Here is a 19,355-nt window from a genome sequence, read left to right as displayed (position 1 = left end):
GACCCTATCGCTTCTCGTACGGGTCCGAGGGCGTCGGCGTCCTCCGGACCGATACGGCGTCCAGGACGGGGCGGGCCGTGTCCGAGCCCGGGGTGCCCACGGGGTGCCAGGTGCCGGTGACCGTCACCCACGTGTCGGCCGCGGGGGCCGTCGCGCCGCGGATCTCGACCTTCAGCGCCTGCGCGTCGGCGGCGCAGCAGGTGACCAGCAGGCGGGCGACGGACCACGTGCCGTCGTCGTCGCGGGTCACGAAGCCGGTCAGGCGGACCGTGCGGCCCTTCAGGGACGCGCCCGTGTCCCACTCCGCGCGGGAGGCGAACGCGCCGAGGGTCAGGTCGACGGGGTCCCCGGCCGGGAGCTCCGGGAAGGTGCCCGCGCCCTGTGCCGCGACCCGGGCCTCCTCGCGTTCCGCGCTGTACGAGCCGAGCGCGGGCGGCGGGAACAGGAGGAGGGCCAGGGCGGGAGCGGTGAGGAGCCAGGCGACGCGGGGGTTGCGGGTGTGGTCGTGGGCCCTGGACCGCCCGTCCTGCCCGTCATCACCGTCGTCCTCGTCGTGGTCGTGGTCATGGTCATGGTCATGGTCGTCGGTCCGGGTGAGGAGGCCCAGCAGGGCGAGGGCGATCAGGACCGTGCCGGAGATGACCAGGTAGGGGCGCAGGCCCTCTTTCACGTACCGCAGGTACAGCTCGCTGAAGAGAGCGATCCTGAGCAGCGCCGCCCCGCACAGGAGCAGCAGCACGCCCTGCGGGCGCAGGCGGACGCGGGAGCCGGGGCGGGGGATCACAGCAGCCACCCGCCCACCAGCACGCTGCTCAGCACGGCGACCACCCAGGTCACGGACGAGAACCGTACGGCGAACGCCCGCCCGAAGGTGCCCGCCTGGAGGGCGATGAGCTTCAGGTCGACCATGGGCCCGACGACCATGAACGCCAGCCGGGCGGTGGGCGAGAACCCGGTCAGTGAGGCCGCCACGAAGGCGTCCGCCTCGGAGCACACGCACAGCACCACGGCGAGGACGGCGAGCAGCAGCACCGACAGCCAGGGCGAGCCGGTGAACACGTCGAGCAGGGACCGCGGCACCAGGATGTTGAACGTCGCCGCGGCGGCCGCCCCCAGCACGAGGAAGCCACCGGCGTGCAGGAAGTCGTGCTGCAGTCCGTCCCGGAAGCCGCGCCACCCGCCCGCGGGGACCGCACCGCCGCTCCCGCGCCGTACGGACGGCAGCCACTCCTCCTTGCCGAACCGCACCCACAGCCAGCCCATCACCACGGCGGTGGCGAGCGAGGCGACGAGCCGGGCGCCGACCATGGCCGGCTGCCCCGGGAAGGCGAGGGAGGTGGCGACGAGGACGACCGGGTTGATGGCGGGCGCGGACAGCAGGAAGGCGAGCGCGGCCGCCGGGGCGACCCCGCGCCGCATCAGGCTGTCCGCCACCGGTACGGACGCGCACTCGCACCCCGGCAGCACGGCACCGGCCGCCCCGGCGACGGGCACGGCGAGCGCCGGGTTCCTCGGCAGGACGCGCCGGAAGACCCGCTCGGGCACGAACGCCCCGATCGCCGCCGACACGACCGTGCCGAGCAGCAGGAAGGGGATGCCCTGGACGACGACGGCCGTGAACACGGTCCACCAGGCGGCCGCCGCGGGTGTGGCGAGGTCCAGCGCCAGCATCGGCCCGAGCACGGACCCGACCGTGGCGACAGTGATCAGCGCGCCCCCGCCGACCACGGCGTACACGAGCGCACGGAACGCCGTCCGCGCCCCGTCACCCGCACTCCGCCGCAATCTCTCCATACGACGCAGCAGGCTAACGACCGCCCCTGTGCGCCACCCATGCGCCCCGCCTTATCGGGGCCGCGAGGAACTGCGCACCCCGTCACAGGCGCGGAAAATCGCACGCGGGCCCCGTCACAGGCGCCGGAGAACTGCGGGCCCCGTAAGGGGCGCGGGGAACTGCGCGCCCAGCCCTCACCGGGCCGGCAGCCGACAACGATCCCAGGCGGCCCCAGGGCCAGGGCGAGCGCAGGGCCTAATGAGGCACCGCGTTGGCCGCACTGACAAGCGCGGTGAACGCAACGACGGCAGCGCCGAGCGCCGCGATGTAACGAGCGGGAAGGTAACGCGCGGCAATGCGTCGGAACACGGCGACAACCTCGCATCGTCAACGTAGGCCAGCGTATTAAATCTGCACCATCGTGCGCTTAATGCGCCGCTTAACCTAGGGCGTGTTCGCCCCCGGGGCAAGGGCCGCATTGAGCCGATCGACGGCCTGCCCGGGCAGGGCCAACCTTCCTGTTTTCAACGGAAGTTGCGGAGCGGACAGCTGTAAGTCGACTTACTGGCATGCTTACGCCATGGCCGAGCGCGACGACCCGGGAATCATCGGGCGCAGAGTGCAGCTGCTGCGTACGGAACGCGGGCTGACACAGAGACAACTGGCGGAACCCGCCTACACCCCCGCGTACGTCTCCACCCTGGAGGCAGGACGCGTACGGCCCTCCGAGGAGGCGCTGCGGCACATCGCCGAGCGGCTCGGGGTCGCGTACGAGGAGCTGGCCACCGGGCGGCCCGCCCACCTCGCCACCGATCTGCGGCTCAGGCTCACCGACGCCCAGCGGACGCTGGCGACCGGCGAGGCGGAGATCGCCGCCGAGCAGTACACCGCCCTGCTCGCGGAGGCGGAGGCCCACGGCCTGGACGCGGAGTGCGCGGCGGCGCTGCTCGGGCTCGGCGAGTGCGCCCTGGACACCGGAGACCTCGCGACGGCCAGGCAGCGCTTCGAGCAGTCGGAGCAGCGGCTCGCGGACGAACCGCTGCCCGTCCGGGTCCCGGCCCTGCGCGGCCGGGCCGTCTCGCACTACCTCGCGGGCGAACTCCGCTACGCCTGCTACCTGCTGGAATCCGCCATCGACGAGCTGAACCGGGGCGGACTGCACGACCCGGACGCCCTGCTGCTGCTCTACGCGGCGGTGATCGCGCCCTACATGGACATGGGGGCGCACGCGCGGGCGGCACAGGCCGCGGAGTTCGCGCTCGCGCTGGCCCCGCAGGTCGGCGACCCGGCGCTGCTGGCCCGTATGCACCGGTCCGTCGCCCGCACGATGATCGCCGAAGGGCGGATGGCCGAGGCCGACGCGTCCCTGGGCAAGGCGGCCGAGCTGTACCGGCAGCTCCAGATCCGCACCGAGCTGGCCAACTGCCACTGGATGCGCGGCTACTTGTACGCACAGAACGGTGACCTGGAGCGCGCCGAGAGCGAGTTGCGCGAGGCGCAGGCCATGCACTCCGCGCAGCGCGCCGCGCTCTACACCAGCCAGGTCGCGGTGGAACTGGCGGACGTGCTGCACCGGCGCGGCAAGTCGGACGAGGCGGCGGCGCTGCTGCACGGCGTACTGGGCGACCTCAGCTCGGAGCGCGGGGCGGTCCATTCCGCGGGCGCGCACCGGCTGCTCGGCATCATCGCGGAGGACGGCCGGGACACCGAGACGGCCGAGGAGCACTACGTCCGCGCGCTCAGCCTGCTCGAACGGGCGGGCGCGGCCGGTGATCTGGCCGACCTGTGCCGGCTGCTCGGCGACCTGCTCCGCCGTACGGGGCGGATCGACGCGGCGCTGGACGCGTACCGGACGGGGCTCGGGCATCGGACCGCGCCCGGTACGACGACCCTGGGCCCGGCGCCGGCGCATCCGCCCCTCTGACCGGCTGCCCCGGCTTCCGGCGGGGGCGGCGCCGCGGGGGCCGGGCGGGCAGTTCCCCGCGCCCCCAAAGGGCCAAAAGCTGGGGCGCAGCCCCGCTTTTGAGGGGCGCGGGGAACTGCGCGCTCGGCCCCCACCGGCCCGCAGAAAGGTCACCGCACGGAACGAAACGGCGCCGCATAGGCTGCCCTCGTGACCCCTGCCGCCACCGCCCGCACCGCGCTGGACCTCACCGCCGGTCTCCCCCTGTCCGCCCTGGAGGACCTCTACCGGGACCTGCACCGCCACCCGGAGCTGTCGGGGCGCGAACACCGCACGGCCGGAGTGCTCGCCGGGCAGCTGCGGACGGCCGGGTACGAGACGGCCGAGGGCGTCGGCGGCACCGGCGTGGTCGGCGTGCTGCGCAACGGCGACGGGCCGACGGTCCTGCTGCGCGGCGACATGGACGCGCTGCCGGTCACCGAGGAGACCGGACTGCCGTACGCCTCCGAGGCCCCCGGCGTCATGCACGCCTGCGGCCACGACCTGCACGTCACCTGGCTGGCCGGCGCCGCGGGCGCCCTCGCCGCCGGGCGGGACACCTGGTCCGGGACGCTCCTCGTCGTCGGGCAGCCCGCCGAGGAGACCGGCAGGGGCGCCGCCGCGATGATGGAGGACGGCCTGTACGAGCGCTTCCCGCGCCCCGACGTCCTGCTCGCCCAGCACGCGGCCCCCGGCCCGGCCGGGCTGTACGCGCACACGCCCGGCCTGATCATGTCGGCCTCCACGGACGTCGACATCGTCGTGCACGGGGTGGGCGGGCACGGCTCGCGGCCCGAGGCGACCGTCGACCCGGTGGTGACGGCCGCGTACATCGTGACGCGCCTGCAGAGCGTCGTCTCGCGCGAGGTCGCGGCCCGCGAGCAGGCGGTACTGACCGTGGGGCGGATCGAGGCGGGCACGCGGCACAACATCATCCCGTCCGAGGCGCACATCGCCCTCAACCTCCGTACGCAGTCCGCCGAGGTGCGGGAGCGGATGCTCGCCGCGATCCGGCGCATCGCCGCCGGGGAGTGCGCGGCGGCGGGCTGTCCGCGCGAACCCACCGTGACGGTCGGCGGGAGTTTCCCGATGACCGTGAACGACGCGGACACCGACCGCCGGGTGGCGGCCGTGCACGGCGAGGTGTTCGGCGCGGGCACCGTCCTCGACTTCGGAGCCGTCATGGGCAGCGAGGACTTCCCGTTCCTCGCCGGGGACGGACTCCCCTACGCGTACTGGTTCGTGACGAGCACGCCCGCCGAGGTGTGGGACGCGGCGGCCGCCACGGCCGGCGACGACCTCATGGAGCAGCTCGCCGCCGTGCCCAGCAACCACAGCCCGCACTTCGCGCCCGACCTGGCGACGGTCGGCCCCGGCGTGCGGACACTGGTGTCGGCCGCCCTGGAGATGTTCACCCCGTGACGGCGCTCGCTCACACCTGCGTCTGCAGCCGGCTGAGGTGCCGGTGGACGTCGTCCAGCGCGCCCTGCCGGCGCCCGGGCACGCGCAGCCGCAGCGCGGCCAGCGCGGTCCCCAGCTCGCGGGCCCGCGTCGAGTCGCCGATACGGCCCCACTGGTGGTGCGCCCGGTCGACGGCCGCCTCGACCCCGGTCGCGTCCGGGGACTGCCCCGCGGCCAGCCGTGCCTCGGCCACCGCCAGCCAGGTCCGGCAGCTCAGCTCGGGGTCGCCCGCGAACATGGCGAGGTCCGCCCGTACCTCCATCCAGTGCACGACCTCGTCGGCCCCCGGACCGTGCGTCCGCAGCGCCGCCCGCTCCCACCGCTCGGCCAGCGCGGCGGCCTCGCCGTGCCGGCCGCTCTGCACCGCGGCGGTGATCTCGGCATGCGGATCGGCGGACGGATCGGCTGGCGGATCGGCTGGTACGGGCGCGGATGGGAGCGGTGTCACGGACAGGGGTACGGGCGGTGTCCCGGGGGGCGTCACCGGCATGGGTACGGCGGCCGGGGCCGGAACCCGGTGTCCGGGCTCGACCGCCAGGACGAGATCGCGGCTGGCGGCGTCCGGTTCCTCTCCGTACGACCGTGTCAGCGCCTGCTGGTGGAGGTACGCGAGCGGCGGGCGGTGACCGCTGCGCAGGATGGTGGCCACGGACTTCATGTACGTGGGCGCCGCCACCGACCGGCGCGGGGGAGGCGGGGCGACGCGGCCGTACAGCGCGGCGCCCGGCCCCACGGTGAGGGGCCTGCCGGTCAGGTGCTGCCAGCTCTCCGCGTCGGTGTGCAGGTCGACGAGGACCGTCGTGCTGCCCGGGGCGCGCAGCCGGAGCTCCTCCCGGATCCAGTGCCACGGGAAGCCGGTGTACCGGACGGTCGCGGAGGTCGTACGGGCCAGCGCGAGGTGCGGAAGCCGCTGGCGGCGGTCCAGTTGGAGCTGTCCGGTGAGGAAGACCGTGAGCGGGCCCGGGGCCGTCGCGGCGCCCCGCAGCCGGGTCAGGACCGCCTGCGGTTCCAGCGGGTCGGCGAGTTCGACCACGTTCGCGGTGTCCGTGCCGGACAGCACGGCGGGCGCCACCGCGGCGAGCACGGGGAGGACGGAGGCGGCGTCCACGAGACAGCCCTTGCCTGTCGGCGACGCTGCGATCAGCAAGACGGTTCCGGGCATCCCCGTAGTCTCCTCCCCTTGGATCACCACGGCGTCACGGTAACGGGTGCGGATGCAAAGCGGTGGGGTGCGAGGGCGGTACGGGTCAGGTGGTGCCGTTTTGCCCCTGCCGGGCCCGGCGCACCTGCCCCGGCTGCCCCGCCCGCCGCACCGCGAAGATCGTCGTGTCGTCGACGAGGCCCGCGCCGTGGCGGAGGGTGCCTTCCCTGACCAGTTCCACCAGAGGGCGGGGGCGCGCGACGGCCGGGTCGGTGGAGACGGCGAGGGAGACGCGCGCGCGGAGGGGGAAGAAGACGCCGTCGGCGTCGCGGGCCTCCGTCACGCCGTCCGTGACGAGGAGCAGCGTCTCGTCGGGGGCGAGGGGCACCCGGCGGACCGGCGGGACACCCGAGCGCGGCCCGGCGAGTCCGCCCAGGCCGAGGGGCAGGCCGTCGCCCGGCGGCAGGGGGCGTACCCCGGACGGTCCGGCCACGAGCGGGGGTTCGTGCCCGAAGTTGACGACCTCGATGTGGTCGTCCGGGGCGCCGGGCGGTGGGAACGCGACGAGGACCGCGGTCGCGAAGCGCTCCACGCCGCGTTCCGGCTCTCCGCCGAGGTCCGCCACGTACTGGCGGTGGCGGCGCATCCGTACCTCCAGCCGTTCGGCGACGACGGCGAGGGACGCGTCGTGGTACGCGGACTCGCGGAAGGTGCCGAGCAGGGCGGCGGCCGCGTCGACCGCGGGGAGGCCCTTGCCCTGGACGTCTCCGAGGAGGACGCGGGCGCCGTGCGGACTCGGCTGGATGTCGTAGAAGTCGCCGCCGACGCGGGCCTCGCTGTCGGCGGCCAGGTAGACGGCCGCGTGCTCCAGTCCGGCCCAGGGGGTGGGCATCGGGCGCAGGACGGTACGGCGGGTCGTGTCGGCCACGTCCCGCATGTGCAGCATCCGCCGCTCCTCGCGGACCCGCACCGCGCAGGCCGTGGTCGCGAGTGCCCCGCCCACGGCGACGAGGATGAAGTCGGGCAGGCCGGTCTGGTCCTGGTGCGGCCAGGCGGTGTCCACCTCGATGTAGGTGACGAGGGCGAGCACGGCGAAGGCGGCGGTGCCCTTCACTCCGCAGATCGCCGCCGCGATGCCGGGGACCAGGACGATCCAGGAGATGATCCTGAACTCGCCCGAGGTGTTGCTGTCGGTCACGGCGATCGCGACGAGGAGGAGGAGCGGGGGTGCCCAGGCGACGGTCCGCCCGCGTACGCGGAGCAGTTGCTGCCGCTGGGCGGGGGTGCCGTGCTCCGCGCCCGTCATCCGCCCAGCCAAGCACGCCCACCCACGCACCGCACGCGGGACGCCTGCTCTCTGCCGCCCCCCATCCGTGCGGCCCGGCTGCGGCTTGGCGCGCCCCTAGGCCAGCGGGGGCACAACCGAGCCTCCCCTGCAGGCCGACCGTGGCTTGGCGCGCAGTTCCCCGCGCCCCCTAGGCCAGTGGGGGCACAACCGAGTAGCCCGTGCAGGCCGACCGTGGCTGAGCGCGCAGTTCCCCGCGCCCCTGGGGCAGAGGGGGCACAACCGAGTAGCCCGTGCGGGCCGGTCGTGGCTGAGCGCGCAGTTCCCCGCGCCCCTGGGGCAGTGGGGGCACAGCCGAGTGGCCTGTGCCGGTTGGGCGTGGCTTGGCGCGCAGTTCCTCGCGCCCCTTGGGGGCGGCGGTGGGCGATCGCGACGAAAGCCAGGGCGAAGCCCGGCTTTCAGGGGCGCGGGGAACTGCGCGACCAGCCACGGGCGGCCCGCACCACAACCACGAGCCCAGACACCCCCCACCCCAGGGGCGCGGGGAACTGCGCGACCAGCCACGGGCGGCCCGCACCACAACCACGAGCCCAGACACCCCCCACCCCAGGGGCGCGGGGAACTGCGCGACCAGCCATGGGCGGCCCGCACCAGACACACCACCCCGAACCGCCCTCACCTAAGGGGCGCGGTCAGCCATGGGCGGCCCGCGCCACACCCACGAGATCAGACACCGCCGGCGGTGGGTGGTGGTGGTCCGGGTTCACTCACTCGTTCCCGTCCCGGACCACCCGTTCCTCGGACCACCACCCACCAGGCACCCACTCCCGGCCGGAGCCCGAGGCATCGCCCCCCACCAGGTAACACCCGTTCGGGTGAACCCTCCACCGGAGGCGGACCGATCCACCCCCGCCCGACCGATGAGTTTCCGTACCCCCGGGGGTCTGCACCTCGAGACCGAGCGAGGACTGCGTCGCCGGACCGATGCCCTTCAGGGTCAGCAGGCGCACCCTGGACACCAGCGGCAAGGACCGGACGAGCGAAGAACAACCACCGGAACGACGCGATGGGCGGACCGACATGACGAGCAGCAACCGCACCGACCACTGGGCCGGGCCGGCCATCGAGACCGCCGGCCTGGTGAAGACCTTCGGCGACACCCGCGCGGTCGACGGAGTGGACCTGCGCATCGAGTCGGGCACGGTCTACGGCCTGCTCGGCCCGAACGGCGCCGGCAAGACGACGACCGTCCGCATGCTGGCGACCCTGCTGCGCCCGGACGCCGGAGAGGCCCACGTCTTCGGCCACGACGTCGTACGGGAGGCGGACGCGGTCCGCAGCCGGGTGAGCCTCACCGGCCAGTACGCCTCGGTGGACGAGGACCTGACCGGCACGGAGAACCTCGTGCTGCTGGCCCGGCTGACGGGCCACTCCAAGAGGGCCTCGTACGACCGCGCGGCCCAGCTCCTCGACGCCTTCGGCCTGTCGGACGCGGCCGGCCGCCAGGTGAAGAACTACTCGGGCGGCATGCGGCGCCGTATCGACATCGCCGCGTCCATCCTCAACACCCCGGACCTGCTGTTCCTGGACGAGCCGACGACGGGCCTGGACCCGCGCAGCCGCAACCAGGTCTGGGAGATCGTGCGGGCCGTCGTCGCCCAGGGCACGACGGTCCTGCTGACGACGCAGTACCTGGACGAGGCCGACCAGCTGGCGTCCCGTATCGCCGTCATCGACAAGGGCAAGGTGATCGCCGAGGGCACCAAGGGCGAGCTGAAGGCGTCGGTGGGCGCGGGCGCCGTGCACGTGCGGCTGCGGGACGCCGACCGGCGCCCGGACGCCGAGCGGCTGCTCCGCGCGGCCCTCGACGCGGACGTCCAGCTGGAGCCGGACCCGGTGGCCCTGACGGCCCGGGTCGGCAACGGCACCCCGCACGGCAGCGGAGCCGCCGAGAAGGCGTCCCGCGCCCTCGCCGAACTCGCCCGCGCGGGCATCACCGTCGACAACTTCTCCCTGGGCCAGCCGAGTCTGGACGAGGTGTTCCTCGCCCTCACCGGAAAGCCCGAGCACGAGCCCGCCGGCCGCCCGGAGACACAACAGCCCACGCAGCAGCCCTCGCAGAAGAAAGAGGCCACGGCATGAGCACCGCGACCCAGTCCACCAACGCCGCGGACGCCGCGGATCTCGCACCGGTCCGGGCCGACAGCCTCGCCGCGGTCCTGGTCTCCGGCGAACGGCCGCCCCGGCCGAACGCCCTGCAGGCGTCCCTCACCTTCGGCTGGCGGGCGATCCTCAAGATCAAGCACGTCCCCGAGCAGCTCTTCGACGTGACCGCGTTCCCGATCATGATGGTGCTGATGTACACGTACCTGTTCGGGGGCGCGCTCGCCGGTTCGCCGCAGGAGTACATCCAGTACCTGCTGCCCGGCATCCTGGTGATGTCCGTGGTCATGATCACCATGTACACGGGCGTCTCGGTCAACATCGACATCGAGAAGGGCGTCTTCGACCGGTTCCGTTCGCTGCCCATCTGGCGTCCGTCGACGCTGGTCGGCTATCTGCTCGGCGACGCGCTGCGTTACACGATCGCGTCGGTCGTGATGCTGAGCGTCGGGCTGATCATGGGCTTCCGTCCGGACGGCGGCGTCCAGGGAGTGGTGGCGGGGGTTCTGCTGCTGATCGTCTTCTCGTTCGCCTTCTCCTGGGTGTGGACGATGTTCGGCCTGCTGCTGCGCACCGAGAAGTCGGTCATGGGCATGAGCATGATGATCCTGTTCCCGCTGACCTTCCTCAGCGACATCTTCGTCCGCCCCGAGACCATGCCGGGCTGGCTCCAGGTCTTCGTCAACAACAACCCCGTCACCCACCTCTCCTCGGCGGTGCGCGGCCTGATGGACGGCTCGTGGCCGAGCGCCGGGATCGCCTGGTCGCTGGGCTGGGCCGCCGCGCTGATCGCGGTCTTCGGCCCGATCACGATGCGGCTCTACAACCGCAAGTAGCCACGGCGGGGGAGGAAGAACCTCCCCAGGGACCGGACCGAGGGCCGCCCCGAGGGCCGGCCTGGGGTCCGTCCCGGGGACCGGACCGAGGGCCGCCTTGAGGACCGCCCAGGGACCGGACCGTCGGATCCCCCGGAAGAACGCAATCCGCGCCCGGATGCAGCACCCCGGCCGTGCCCCGGTGGCGGGGGCCGCGGCCGGAGTTCCTCCTTGAGGAGTGCGGAAAGTCCTCTCGGCGCTGCTGATCGTGCTCGCCTGCGTCCTCGTGCCGCTGGGCGGCCTCTCGGCATGGGCGAAGTACGAGATCGGCGACACCGGGCGGTACGTCGACACGATGGCACCGCTCGCCACCGGCCCCGGCGTCCGGGACGTGATCGCGGACACGGTCACCGACGGGATCATGAGCGAGGTCGAGGCGGGCCCCCTGGAGAGGGAGGTCCGCGCGTACGTCCACCGGGCGGTCCGGTCCTTCACGGGTACGGACGCCTTCCACGCGGCCTGGAACACGGCGAACCGCACCGCGCACGACGCCGTCCTGCGGGCCCTGCGCAGCGACCGCGAGGGCGCCGTCACGCTCGACCTGGCACCGGTCACGGCCCAGCTGAAGTCGCGGCTGGCCGACGACCGGGTGCCGATGGCCGACCGCATCCCCGTCGCGCGCACCGAGGTCACGGTCCTGCGCGCCCAGGAGCTGAACTCCCTGCGAAAAGGATTCCACGTGCTGGAGATCGCGGGTTTCTGGCTCCCCCTGGCGGCGGTCGCCCTGGCCGCCGGCGGCATCCTGCTGGCCGTACGCCGCCGCCGCGCCGTCACCGCCACGGCCCTCGGCATGGCCCTGGGCGCCGCCCTGCTGGCCCTCGCCACGGTCGCGGGGCGCGCCCTGACGCTCGACGGCCTCCCCGCGCACGTCCCCCGCGCGGCGGCCGGCGCGGTCTACGACGCCCTGACCGAGACGCTGCGCGCGGCCACCTGGTTCGTCCTCGCCCTCGGCCTCGCGGTGGCGCTGGCGACCTGGCTCACGGACCTCCGCGCGCGACGTCGCGCAGCGTCCGCAGTGCCCGTCCCAGCACCGGCACCGGAACCGACGCGAGCCCGAGCCTGACGGCGTCCGGTGCGCCCCGCGGCCCCACGGCGAAGGCGGGTCCCGGAGTGACCGCGATACCGCGCGCGGCGGCGGCCGCCGTGAAGGTGTCCGCACGCCACGGCGCGGGCAGTTCCCACCAGGCGTAGTACGCGTACGGATCGGCCCGCACGGTGAACCCCCCGAGCAGTTCGGCGACGACGCGCTGGCGCCGGGCCGCGTCCGCCCGCTTCTGCGCGACGAGCCGTTCGACGGTCCCATCCCTGATCCACCGCGTGCCGGCCTCCAGTGCGAACCGCCCCGCCGTCCAGCCGCCCGACCGCAGTGCGCCGGCCACCGCGCCGACCCGTTCCCCGGGGGCGACGAGGAAGCCGACGGTCAGCCCCGGGGCGACCCGTTTCGACAGCCCGTCGACGACATGGACGCGCTCGGGGGCGTAGGCGGCGAACGGCACGCCCTCCTCGTGCAGGAAGGACCAGACACGGTCCTCCACCACGGGCAGGTCCAACGCACGGACCACGGCGGCCAGTTCGCGTTTGCGCGCGTCGCCGGCCGTCACCGAGGTGGGGTTGTGCAGCGTCGGCTGGACGTACAGGGCGCAGAGCGGCGCGGTGCGGTGGGCGGCGGCGACGGCGTCGGGCCGCAGCCCCTCCTCGTCCGTGGCGAGCGGTACGAGCGGGCAGCCGATCCGCTCCGCGATCTCCTTGACCAGCGGATACGTCAGCTCCTCGACGCCGACCCGCCCGCCGGGCCGTACCAGCGAGGCGAGGACGCCCGCGATGGCCTGGCGGGCGTTCCCCGCGAAGAGCAGCTGGTCGGGGCGGGGTCGCCAGCCGGATCCGGCCAGCAGCCCCGCGACGGCCTCGCGTGCGGCGGCGGTCCCGGTGGCGGGGACGGTACGGGTGGCGTCGTCCAGGACGTCGGCCCGCAGCAGCGGAGCGAGGCCGCCGGCCAGCAGCTCCGACTGGCCCTGCACACTGGGGTAGTTGAGCTCCAGGTTGACGCTCACGTCGGGCGTGGCCTCGGCGAGGGCCCGGCCCGACGGCACCGGCGAGGCCCGTACGTAGGTACCGCGCCCGACCTCGCCGACGACGAGCCCGCGCCGTACCAGTTCCCCGTACACCCGCCCGGCCGTGGATCCCGCGATGCGCCGCCGCCGGGCGAACACCCGCTGCGGCGGCAGCCGTTCGCCGGCCTTCAGCCGTCCCGAGTAGATCTCCTCTGCCAGCCGGTCGGCGATACGCCGGTAGTCCTCCACATCCACCGCTCCCCTTCCGATTGCACCGAGGGCAAAGATCCTATTGCACCGACCAGTTGACGCGATCTAGGGTCCGTCACATGGCTCCCTTCCTCGCATACGAGGACAAAGGCGCGCAGAACTCCGCGGCGCTGCCCCTCGTCCTGATCCACGGCCATCCCTTCGACCGCACGATGTGGGCCCCCCAGGTGGCGGCCTTCTCCCCGGACCGCCGGGTGATCGTCCCGGACCTCCGCGGCTACGGCGCGTCCCCGGTGGTCCCCGGGGTCACCCCGCTCTCCGTCTTCGCCGAGGACGTCGCGGCCCTCCTCGACGAGCTCCGGGTACCCGAATTCGTCCTCGGCGGACTGTCGATGGGCGGGCAGATCGCCATGGAGTGCTACCGCCTGTTCCCCGGGCGCATACGGGGCCTGGTCCTCGCGGACACCTTTCCGGCCGCGGAGACCCCGGCGGGGAGGAGGTCCCGTGCCGCGACGGCCGACCGGCTGCTGCGCGAGGGGATGGCCGGGTACGCCGACGAGGTCCTGTACGAGATGGTCGCCCCGTACGCCCGTCCGGAGGTGGCGGCGCACGTCCGCCGCATGATGGTGGCGGCGCCGCCGGAAGGGGCCGCGGCGGCCCTGCGCGGGCGGGCGGAGCGGCCCGACTACCGCGAACTGCTGACCCGGGTCGCCGTGCCCACGCTGGTGGTGGTGGGCGAGGACGACGGGTTCACTCCCGTGGGGGATGCGGAGGCGATGCACGAGGCTCTGCCGGACTCGGTCCTGCATGTGGTGCGCGGCGCGGCACATCTGCCGAACCTCGAACAGCCCGCCGACTTCAACAGTGCGCTGTCCGCCCTGTTGACCCACCTCTGACCCTCGTCCGCCGCCTGCGCCCGCGCCCCGCCCCCGCCCCGTCAGGAACACCTCGTCCGCCGCGTGCGACCCGGCGAGGGCTGATCGTCGCGCAGTTCCCCGCGCCCCCAAAAACACGGCGCCACGCCCCAGCCCCGCCCCGCCAGGGGCGCGAGGAACGGCGCGACAAGCCCCCACCCACCGGCACCCGACCACGTGAGCCAGGCCGCAACCCGCCCTCCAGGGGCGCGAGGAACGGCGCGACAAGCCCCCGGCGGCCGGCACCCGAGGACGGGAGCCAGGGCGCAGCCCGGCTTTCAGGGGCGCGGGGAACTGCGCGGGCGACCCCCACCCACCCGCACCCGAACCGAAGGCCCCGCGGAGCAACCCCCCGCGCCCCGCCCCCGTCCTTGAGGGAGGATCCATGCACGGGCACAGGGCGAACGGGGTGGAAGGGGCGCGGCCTTGCGGAGCGCGACGGCTGAGACGGGCGAGTGGACCCGGGACGACGACGTCCCGCTGTCGCGGCGCGGCGGCACCCGGGCAGGCGCCTGGTTCGCCGGCCTGCTCCTCCTCGCCGTGAGCGTCGTCCTCGGCTGCCGCGTAGCCGACACCGACGCCGTGACCCCCGTACCGCAGCTGCTCGCGTTCCTGCCGTGGCTCCTCGCCCCCACCGGCATCGCCCTCCTCCTCGCCGCGCTGTCCCGCTGGCGCGTCGGCCTCGTCTGGGGCGTGGCCGCCCTCGGCGTGACCGCCTGGTACATCGAGCCGTACGGAAAAACGATGGAACCCGGAGGCGTACCGGTCGCCGAGGTCCGCGTCCTCACCGCGAACGTCGAGTTCGGCCAGGCGACGGACGAACTGATCGGGGCGGTCAGGAAACAGCGCCCCGACTTCGTCTTCGTCCAGGAGTGCGAGCAGACCTGTGAGAAGGCGTTGCAGCAGGCGCTCGGCAGGAAGGCCCAGCGCGCCGAGGACGGGAAGAGCGAGACGGTCGTCTATCCGTACCGGCAGGCCGTCGAGGGGCCCGAGTCCGAGGGGTCCGTGATCCTCAGCCGGCATCCCCTGAAGGCCGCGAAGGGCATCCCCGCCACCATGGGCATGCCCGGCGCCACCGCCGACGTGGACGGCCACGAGATCCGGCTCCAGCTGGCCCACCCCATGCCGCCGCTCCCCGCCCACCTGGACACCTGGCGCAAGGAGCTGTCCGCGCTGCGCGACTACGCCGCCGCGAACGTCGGCCGCCCCACCGTCGTCGCCGGCGACTTCAACGCCTCGCAGGACCACGCGGCCTTCCGCCGCATCCTGGACACCGGCTTCATGGACGGCGCCCGCCTCACCGGCGACACCCGCACCCCGACCTGGCCCGCCCCGACGGCCCCTCCCCTGGGCACCCAGATCGACCACGTCCTGGTGTCCCGCGGCTTCACGGCGAACAGGACCCGCTTCCTGGACCTCGACAACACCGACCACCGGGCACTGGTCGTCGACCTGACCCTCAACAAGAACCCGTGAGCCCCCGGACATGACGACCCCGGACATGACGACGTGGGCCGCCCTCTGTGCAGGAGGGGCGGCCCACGTCCGTGGGGGGTGGGGTGGTGCGACCTGGGGGGACCTACCGGTCCTGGTTGACCTTCGCCAGCGCCTTCGCGAGCCCGTTGGCCCACAGCTGGTTGACCCGCGACCGCTCAGCGGCGTTGGGGGTCGCGTTCGTGCAGGACGTGCCCGGACCGCCGCCCGACATCAGCTCGCTGCACGGCCCGGAGTAGTGGTCGGGGAGGCCGAGCACGTGCCCGGTCTCGTGGGCGGTCACGCGGGTGGAGTTGTACTGCTGGTTCTGCCGGTAGTCGAGGAAGATGTAGCCGCGCCCGTGCCCGTCCGTGGAGGCGTACGAACCACGCGAGTCGTTGCCCTCGCGGTACGTAAAGCTCGCGCCGCTGGTGCCGGCCTGGAGTCTGACGTTGGTGACGGAGCTGTTCCAGATCTGCGTGCTGCGGGCTATCTGGGAGGCGAAGGTCGGCGCGGCCGAGGCGTTGTAGACCACGGTGACCGCGGCGGCGTCCGGGTTCGCGGCACGCTTCTGCGCCACGGACTTCAGCACGGCGTCGAAGAACGCCTGGTTGGCCTTCGCCTCTTCGCCGGAGCCGTTGTAGGCGGTGTAGCCCGCGGTGGCACCGGAGGACACCGGGGCCGGGGCCGCGGCGGCCGGAACCGTACCGAGCGCGGCCGCGGTCAGGCCGAGTCCGACCGCGGCGGAGAGCAGGGGTGTGGACAGGCGCATCGAGGACTCCTCAGGGTGGGGGGTGAAGTCGTCCTCGGTGAGTTTCGGCGCCTGTGCGGCCGCTGTGATGATGCCAATCGGCGATAGGACGCAGCTATCCGCCCGGAACCGACCGTCCAAGTCGCCAGTTTTGGATGGGGTTTGTGCGTCTGGTGAAAGCTGAACTTCCGTCTTAGGCTCCGACGCCATGGACCTCGAGGTGAGGCACCTCCGTGCGCTGTGCGCCATAGCCGACACCGGCAGCCTGCACCGGGCCGCCCGGCAGCTCGGCGTCTCCCAGCCCTCGTTGAGCACCCAGCTCAAACGCATCGAGCAGGAGCTCGGCGGCCCCCTCTTCCTCCGCGAACGCACCGGCTGCCGGCCGACCCCGCTCGGGCTGGTCGTCCTCGGCCGCGCCCGTCCGCTGGTGGCCGAAATGCGCACCCTCGTCGCGGAGGCGCGGGCCGCCGCGACGGACGCCGACGGACACCGGCTCCGGATCGGTTCCACCGCGAGCCGCGCCCTCGCGGGCTGGCTGCGGCGGCTGCGCGCACGGCAGCGGGAGCCGGTCCTGCAGATGGACGTCTCCCCGAACGCCCTGCTGCGCATGCTCGCCGACGGGCGGCTCGACGTGGCCTTCGTGCACGAGGTGGAGGGCAGTCCGCTGCGGGTGCCGGAGGGGCTCGCGCTGCGCGTGCTGGTCGCACGCGAGCCGCAGTTCGTCTCCCTGCCGGCCGACCATCCGGCGGCCGCGTATCCGGAGGTCCGGCTCGCCGACCTGGCCGAGGACCGGTGGATGATCGATCCGACGGTCGACGGCGAGTGGGACGCCGTGCACCGCATGCTGCGGGCCGCCGGGCTGCGGCCGCGGGTGCTGCACGGGGACTACCACACGGCCGCCTCACTGGTCGCCACCGGCGAGGTCGTCACGGTGTGCCAGCCGACGTGCCAGCCGCGTCCGGAGATGGCGGTGCGGCGGATCCAGGGGGACCCGCTGGGGGTCCGGCTGATGCTCGCGGCCCGTACGGAGGCGGATGTGGACTTCGTCTTTCCCGCGCTGTGGGAGGCGTACGCGGAGGTCGCCCGGGAGGCACCCGGCTACGGGGAGTGGCTGGATCTGGTCGGCGTGTAGCGGGCGGGTGGGGGCGAGCGCGTCCCTGGAGCAAAGGAACCGGAGGCGCCCCCTGTCTCAGGAGGCGCCCCCGGTCATGGGTGCGTCGGGCTCAGACGCCGATGTCCCCGCCGTCCTTGCGCCAGACGGCCACGACCGCCGGGCGGACCATCTTGCCGGGGCCGTCGGGCCAGACGCTCGCCGGGTTCTCGACGGTCGCACCGGTGATCTCGCCCGGGTGCTGCACCGCCACCAGGACGCGGCGGTCCTGGACGATCGGGCCGCAGGTCTCGGCACCCTTCGGCACGGTCAGGAACTGCTTCAGCTCACCGCGCCGGTCGCCCTTCGTCGCCACACCGAACAGGCCGTCGTGGGAACCGAGCTGGGCACCGTCGGTGGAGATCCACAGGTTGCCGTGCGGGTCGAAGGCCACGTTGTCCGGGCAGGAGATCTGGCTGACCTTGTCCTTCGGGTAGCCCGCGAAGTACGTGGCCGGGTCCTTCGGGTCGCCCGCGACGAGGAACAGCGACCAGGCGAAGCTGGTGGCGTCGGCGCGGTTGCGGCGCTCGGTGAGCTCCAGGACGTGCCCGTGCTTGTTGGCGTTGCGCGGGTTGGCCTCGTCCGCCTTGGCGTTGGAGCCGACACCGCGGTTGGTGTTGTTCGTCAGGGCGACGTACACCTTGCCGGTGTGCGGGGAGGGCTGGACGTCCTCCGGGCGGTCCATCTTCGTGGCGCCCACCTTGTCGCCGGCGAGGCGCGTGAAGACGTACACCTCCTCGGCGGTCATGCCGGGGACGTGCGAGACGGCGCCCTTCGCGGTGGCGGTGGCCAGCGGGATCCACGTACCGCTGCCGTCGAACTCGCCGTCGGCCGGGAGCTTGCCGGTGCCGTCGATCTCGATCGCCGGGGAGTCGCCGGTGAGCTTGGCGACGTACAGCGTGCCCTCGTCGAGCAGGGTCAGGTTGTGCTCGCGGGCGGCGCGGCTGTTGCCGTGGCGCATCCGCTTGCTGCCGACGAACTTGTACATGTAGTCGAAGCGCTCGTCGTCACCGGTGTAGGCGACCGGGCGGCCGTCGTCCGTGAGACGGATCGTCGCGCCCTCGTGCTTGAACCGGCCGAGCGCGGTGCGCTTGCGGGGCGTCGAGGTCGGGTCGTACGGGTCCAGCTCGACGATGTAGCCGAAGCGGTGCACCTCGTTCGGCTCCTGGGCGACGTCGAAACGCTTGTCGAACCGCTCCCACTTGCGCTCGGTGGCGCCGGTGCCGATGCCGTAGCGGGCGTCCGTCGTACGGCTCGCGTTGGCGAAGTACTGGTTGAAGTTCTCCTCGCCGTGCAGCGTCGTACCCCACGGGGTCTCGCCGCCGGCGCAGTTGTTGAGCGTGCCGAGGACCTTCTTGCCGGTCGGGTCGGCGGAGGTCCGCAGCAGGGCCGAGCCGGCCGCGGGACCGGTCACCCGGAACTCGGTGGTCGCGGTGACGCGCCGGTTGAGGTGGTGGCGGGGCACGGCGGTGAGCTTGCCGCTGCGCCGGTCCTCCTCGACCACGACGACGCCCAGACCGTGGGCGGCCCAGGCGATCTCCACCTGCTCGCGGGTCGGGTTCGCGGGGTCGTACCCCTTGAACATCAGGATCTCGTCCGTGTACTCGTGGTTCGCCACGAGCAACTGGCGGCCGCGCTCACCCGGCAGCGGGAGCAGCGCGAGGAAGTCGCAGTTGTAACCGAACTGGCCGGCCTGCGCCCTGGCCGTCTGCCGGTCCGGGTCGAAGGCCGGGGCGCCGCGCAGGATGGGCTCGCCCCAGCGGATGACCACGTTCTGACCGTAGCCCTCGGGCACGGTCACGGCGTCGGCGGTGTTCGGCGCGACGGGAGTGAAGCGCAGGCCGCGGGCGGCCTTGCCCTTCGAACCGTGCGAGCCGTGCGAGGCGGCGGCCGTGGCCGGCTGGGCGGCGGCGGGGGTCGCGCCGGCCGAGAGAACCGCGCTCCCGGCCGCCGTGGTCACGGTCACCGCGGCGGCGGCACGCATCATGGATCGGCGGCTCAGCGCTCCGGCGATGACGTCGCCGACGTATTCGTTGGCGCTGGTGTTGGGCGCCGGGTGGAAGCAGGCGTCACCACAGCGGTAGCGGCAGGTCATCTCGGAGCGGCCGCCCGGGTGTGAGCCGGTCGAGCCGATCAGCGGCAGCAGGTTGCGCACGTTCACTCCC

15 protein-coding genes are annotated in these 19,355 nt (G+C 73.6%); 8 read left to right on the top strand and 7 right to left on the bottom strand.

What is annotated here, in order from left to right; translation table 11 throughout:
* Positions 1-4: 4 nt before the first annotated feature.
* Positions 5-793 carry a TIGR03943 family putative permease subunit gene (locus tag ACFYXC_RS17285; protein ID WP_389552229.1) on the bottom strand — a complete coding sequence of 263 codons (789 nt, stop codon included), beginning with the start codon at positions 791-793 and terminating at the stop codon, positions 5-7.
* The gene (locus tag ACFYXC_RS17280) at positions 781-1,794 is read right to left on the bottom strand and encodes a permease (RefSeq protein ID WP_389552226.1); all 1,014 of its coding nucleotides are present in this window, start codon (positions 1,792-1,794) and stop codon (positions 781-783) included. The genes ACFYXC_RS17285 and ACFYXC_RS17280 overlap by 13 nt, the downstream gene beginning before the upstream one ends.
* Positions 1,795-2,354: 560 nt before the next feature.
* Here ACFYXC_RS17280 and ACFYXC_RS17275 point away from each other — a divergent pair.
* Positions 2,355-3,698: a helix-turn-helix domain-containing protein gene (locus ACFYXC_RS17275; RefSeq protein ID WP_389552223.1), complete on the top strand. Its 1,344-nt coding sequence runs from the start codon at positions 2,355-2,357 to the stop codon at positions 3,696-3,698.
* A gap of 189 nt (positions 3,699-3,887) precedes the next feature.
* Complete coding sequence (locus ACFYXC_RS17270; RefSeq protein ID WP_389552220.1) at positions 3,888-5,138, top strand: amidohydrolase; 1,251 nt, start codon at positions 3,888-3,890, stop codon at positions 5,136-5,138.
* Positions 5,139-5,148: 10 nt separating this feature from the next.
* Here ACFYXC_RS17270 and ACFYXC_RS17265 read toward each other — a convergent pair whose 3' ends face one another.
* Both ACFYXC_RS17265 and ACFYXC_RS17260 read right to left on the bottom strand, forming a co-directional pair.
* Positions 5,149-6,339 (bottom strand): hypothetical protein, encoded by a 1,191-nt coding sequence (locus ACFYXC_RS17265; protein ID WP_389552217.1) that lies wholly within the window; start codon positions 6,337-6,339, stop codon positions 5,149-5,151.
* Positions 6,340-6,424: 85 nt separating this feature from the next.
* Positions 6,425-7,624, bottom strand: a complete 1,200-nt coding sequence (locus tag ACFYXC_RS17260; protein ID WP_389552214.1) for a PP2C family protein-serine/threonine phosphatase — start codon at positions 7,622-7,624, stop codon at positions 6,425-6,427.
* Positions 7,625-8,683: 1,059 nt separating this feature from the next.
* On the opposite strand from ACFYXC_RS17260, the gene ACFYXC_RS17255 reads away from it, so the two are divergent.
* The 3 genes from ACFYXC_RS17255 (at position 8,684) to ACFYXC_RS17245 (ending at position 11,704) form a co-directional block, all read left to right on the top strand.
* Positions 8,684-9,745, top strand: coding sequence for an ATP-binding cassette domain-containing protein (locus ACFYXC_RS17255; RefSeq protein WP_389552211.1), 1,062 nt, complete (start codon positions 8,684-8,686; stop codon positions 9,743-9,745).
* Complete coding sequence (locus ACFYXC_RS17250; RefSeq protein ID WP_388917654.1) at positions 9,742-10,602, top strand: ABC transporter permease; 861 nt, start codon at positions 9,742-9,744, stop codon at positions 10,600-10,602. Before ACFYXC_RS17255 ends, ACFYXC_RS17250 begins: the two co-directional genes overlap by 4 nt.
* Positions 10,603-10,819: 217 nt before the next feature.
* The gene (locus tag ACFYXC_RS17245; RefSeq protein ID WP_389552208.1) at positions 10,820-11,704 is read left to right on the top strand and encodes a hypothetical protein; all 885 of its coding nucleotides are present in this window, start codon (positions 10,820-10,822) and stop codon (positions 11,702-11,704) included.
* Here the strand turns inward: ACFYXC_RS17245 and ACFYXC_RS17240 are convergent.
* On the bottom strand, positions 11,619-12,941 hold the full coding sequence (locus ACFYXC_RS17240; RefSeq protein WP_389552827.1) for a PLP-dependent aminotransferase family protein: 1,323 nt from the start codon (positions 12,939-12,941) through the stop codon (positions 11,619-11,621). The two genes, ACFYXC_RS17245 and ACFYXC_RS17240, sit on opposite strands and share 86 nt — an antisense overlap.
* An 80-nt stretch (positions 12,942-13,021) precedes the next feature.
* Between ACFYXC_RS17240 and ACFYXC_RS17235 the strand changes: the two genes are divergently transcribed.
* Both ACFYXC_RS17235 and ACFYXC_RS17230 read left to right on the top strand, forming a co-directional pair.
* Positions 13,022-13,798 (top strand): alpha/beta fold hydrolase, encoded by a 777-nt coding sequence (locus ACFYXC_RS17235; protein WP_389552206.1) that lies wholly within the window; start codon positions 13,022-13,024, stop codon positions 13,796-13,798.
* A gap of 444 nt (positions 13,799-14,242) precedes the next feature.
* Positions 14,243-15,292, top strand: coding sequence for an endonuclease/exonuclease/phosphatase family protein (locus ACFYXC_RS17230; protein ID WP_389552203.1), 1,050 nt, complete (start codon positions 14,243-14,245; stop codon positions 15,290-15,292).
* Positions 15,293-15,395: 103 nt separating this feature from the next.
* Here the strand turns inward: ACFYXC_RS17230 and snpA are convergent, their stop codons facing one another.
* Entirely contained in the window at positions 15,396-16,061 is a 666-nt protein-coding gene (snpA, locus tag ACFYXC_RS17225; RefSeq protein WP_389552201.1) for a snapalysin, read from the bottom strand.
* 187 nt (positions 16,062-16,248) lie between these two features.
* On the opposite strand from snpA, the gene ACFYXC_RS17220 reads away from it, so the two are divergent.
* Complete coding sequence (locus ACFYXC_RS17220) at positions 16,249-17,172, top strand: LysR substrate-binding domain-containing protein (RefSeq protein ID WP_389552198.1); 924 nt, start codon at positions 16,249-16,251, stop codon at positions 17,170-17,172.
* Positions 17,173-17,263: 91 nt separating this feature from the next.
* On the opposite strand, the gene ACFYXC_RS17215 is transcribed toward ACFYXC_RS17220, so the two are convergent.
* Positions 17,264-19,345, bottom strand: coding sequence for a PhoX family protein (locus ACFYXC_RS17215; protein ID WP_389552824.1), 2,082 nt, complete (start codon positions 19,343-19,345; stop codon positions 17,264-17,266).
* Positions 19,346-19,355: the final 10 nt, after the last annotated feature.

Source organism: Streptomyces sp. NPDC002701 (assembly GCF_042889045.1).
GTDB lineage: Bacteria > Actinomycetota > Actinomycetes > Streptomycetales > Streptomycetaceae > Streptomyces.
The sequence above is the reverse complement of the archived record's forward strand: the minus strand, read 5'-3'. Positions and strand labels throughout refer to the sequence as shown.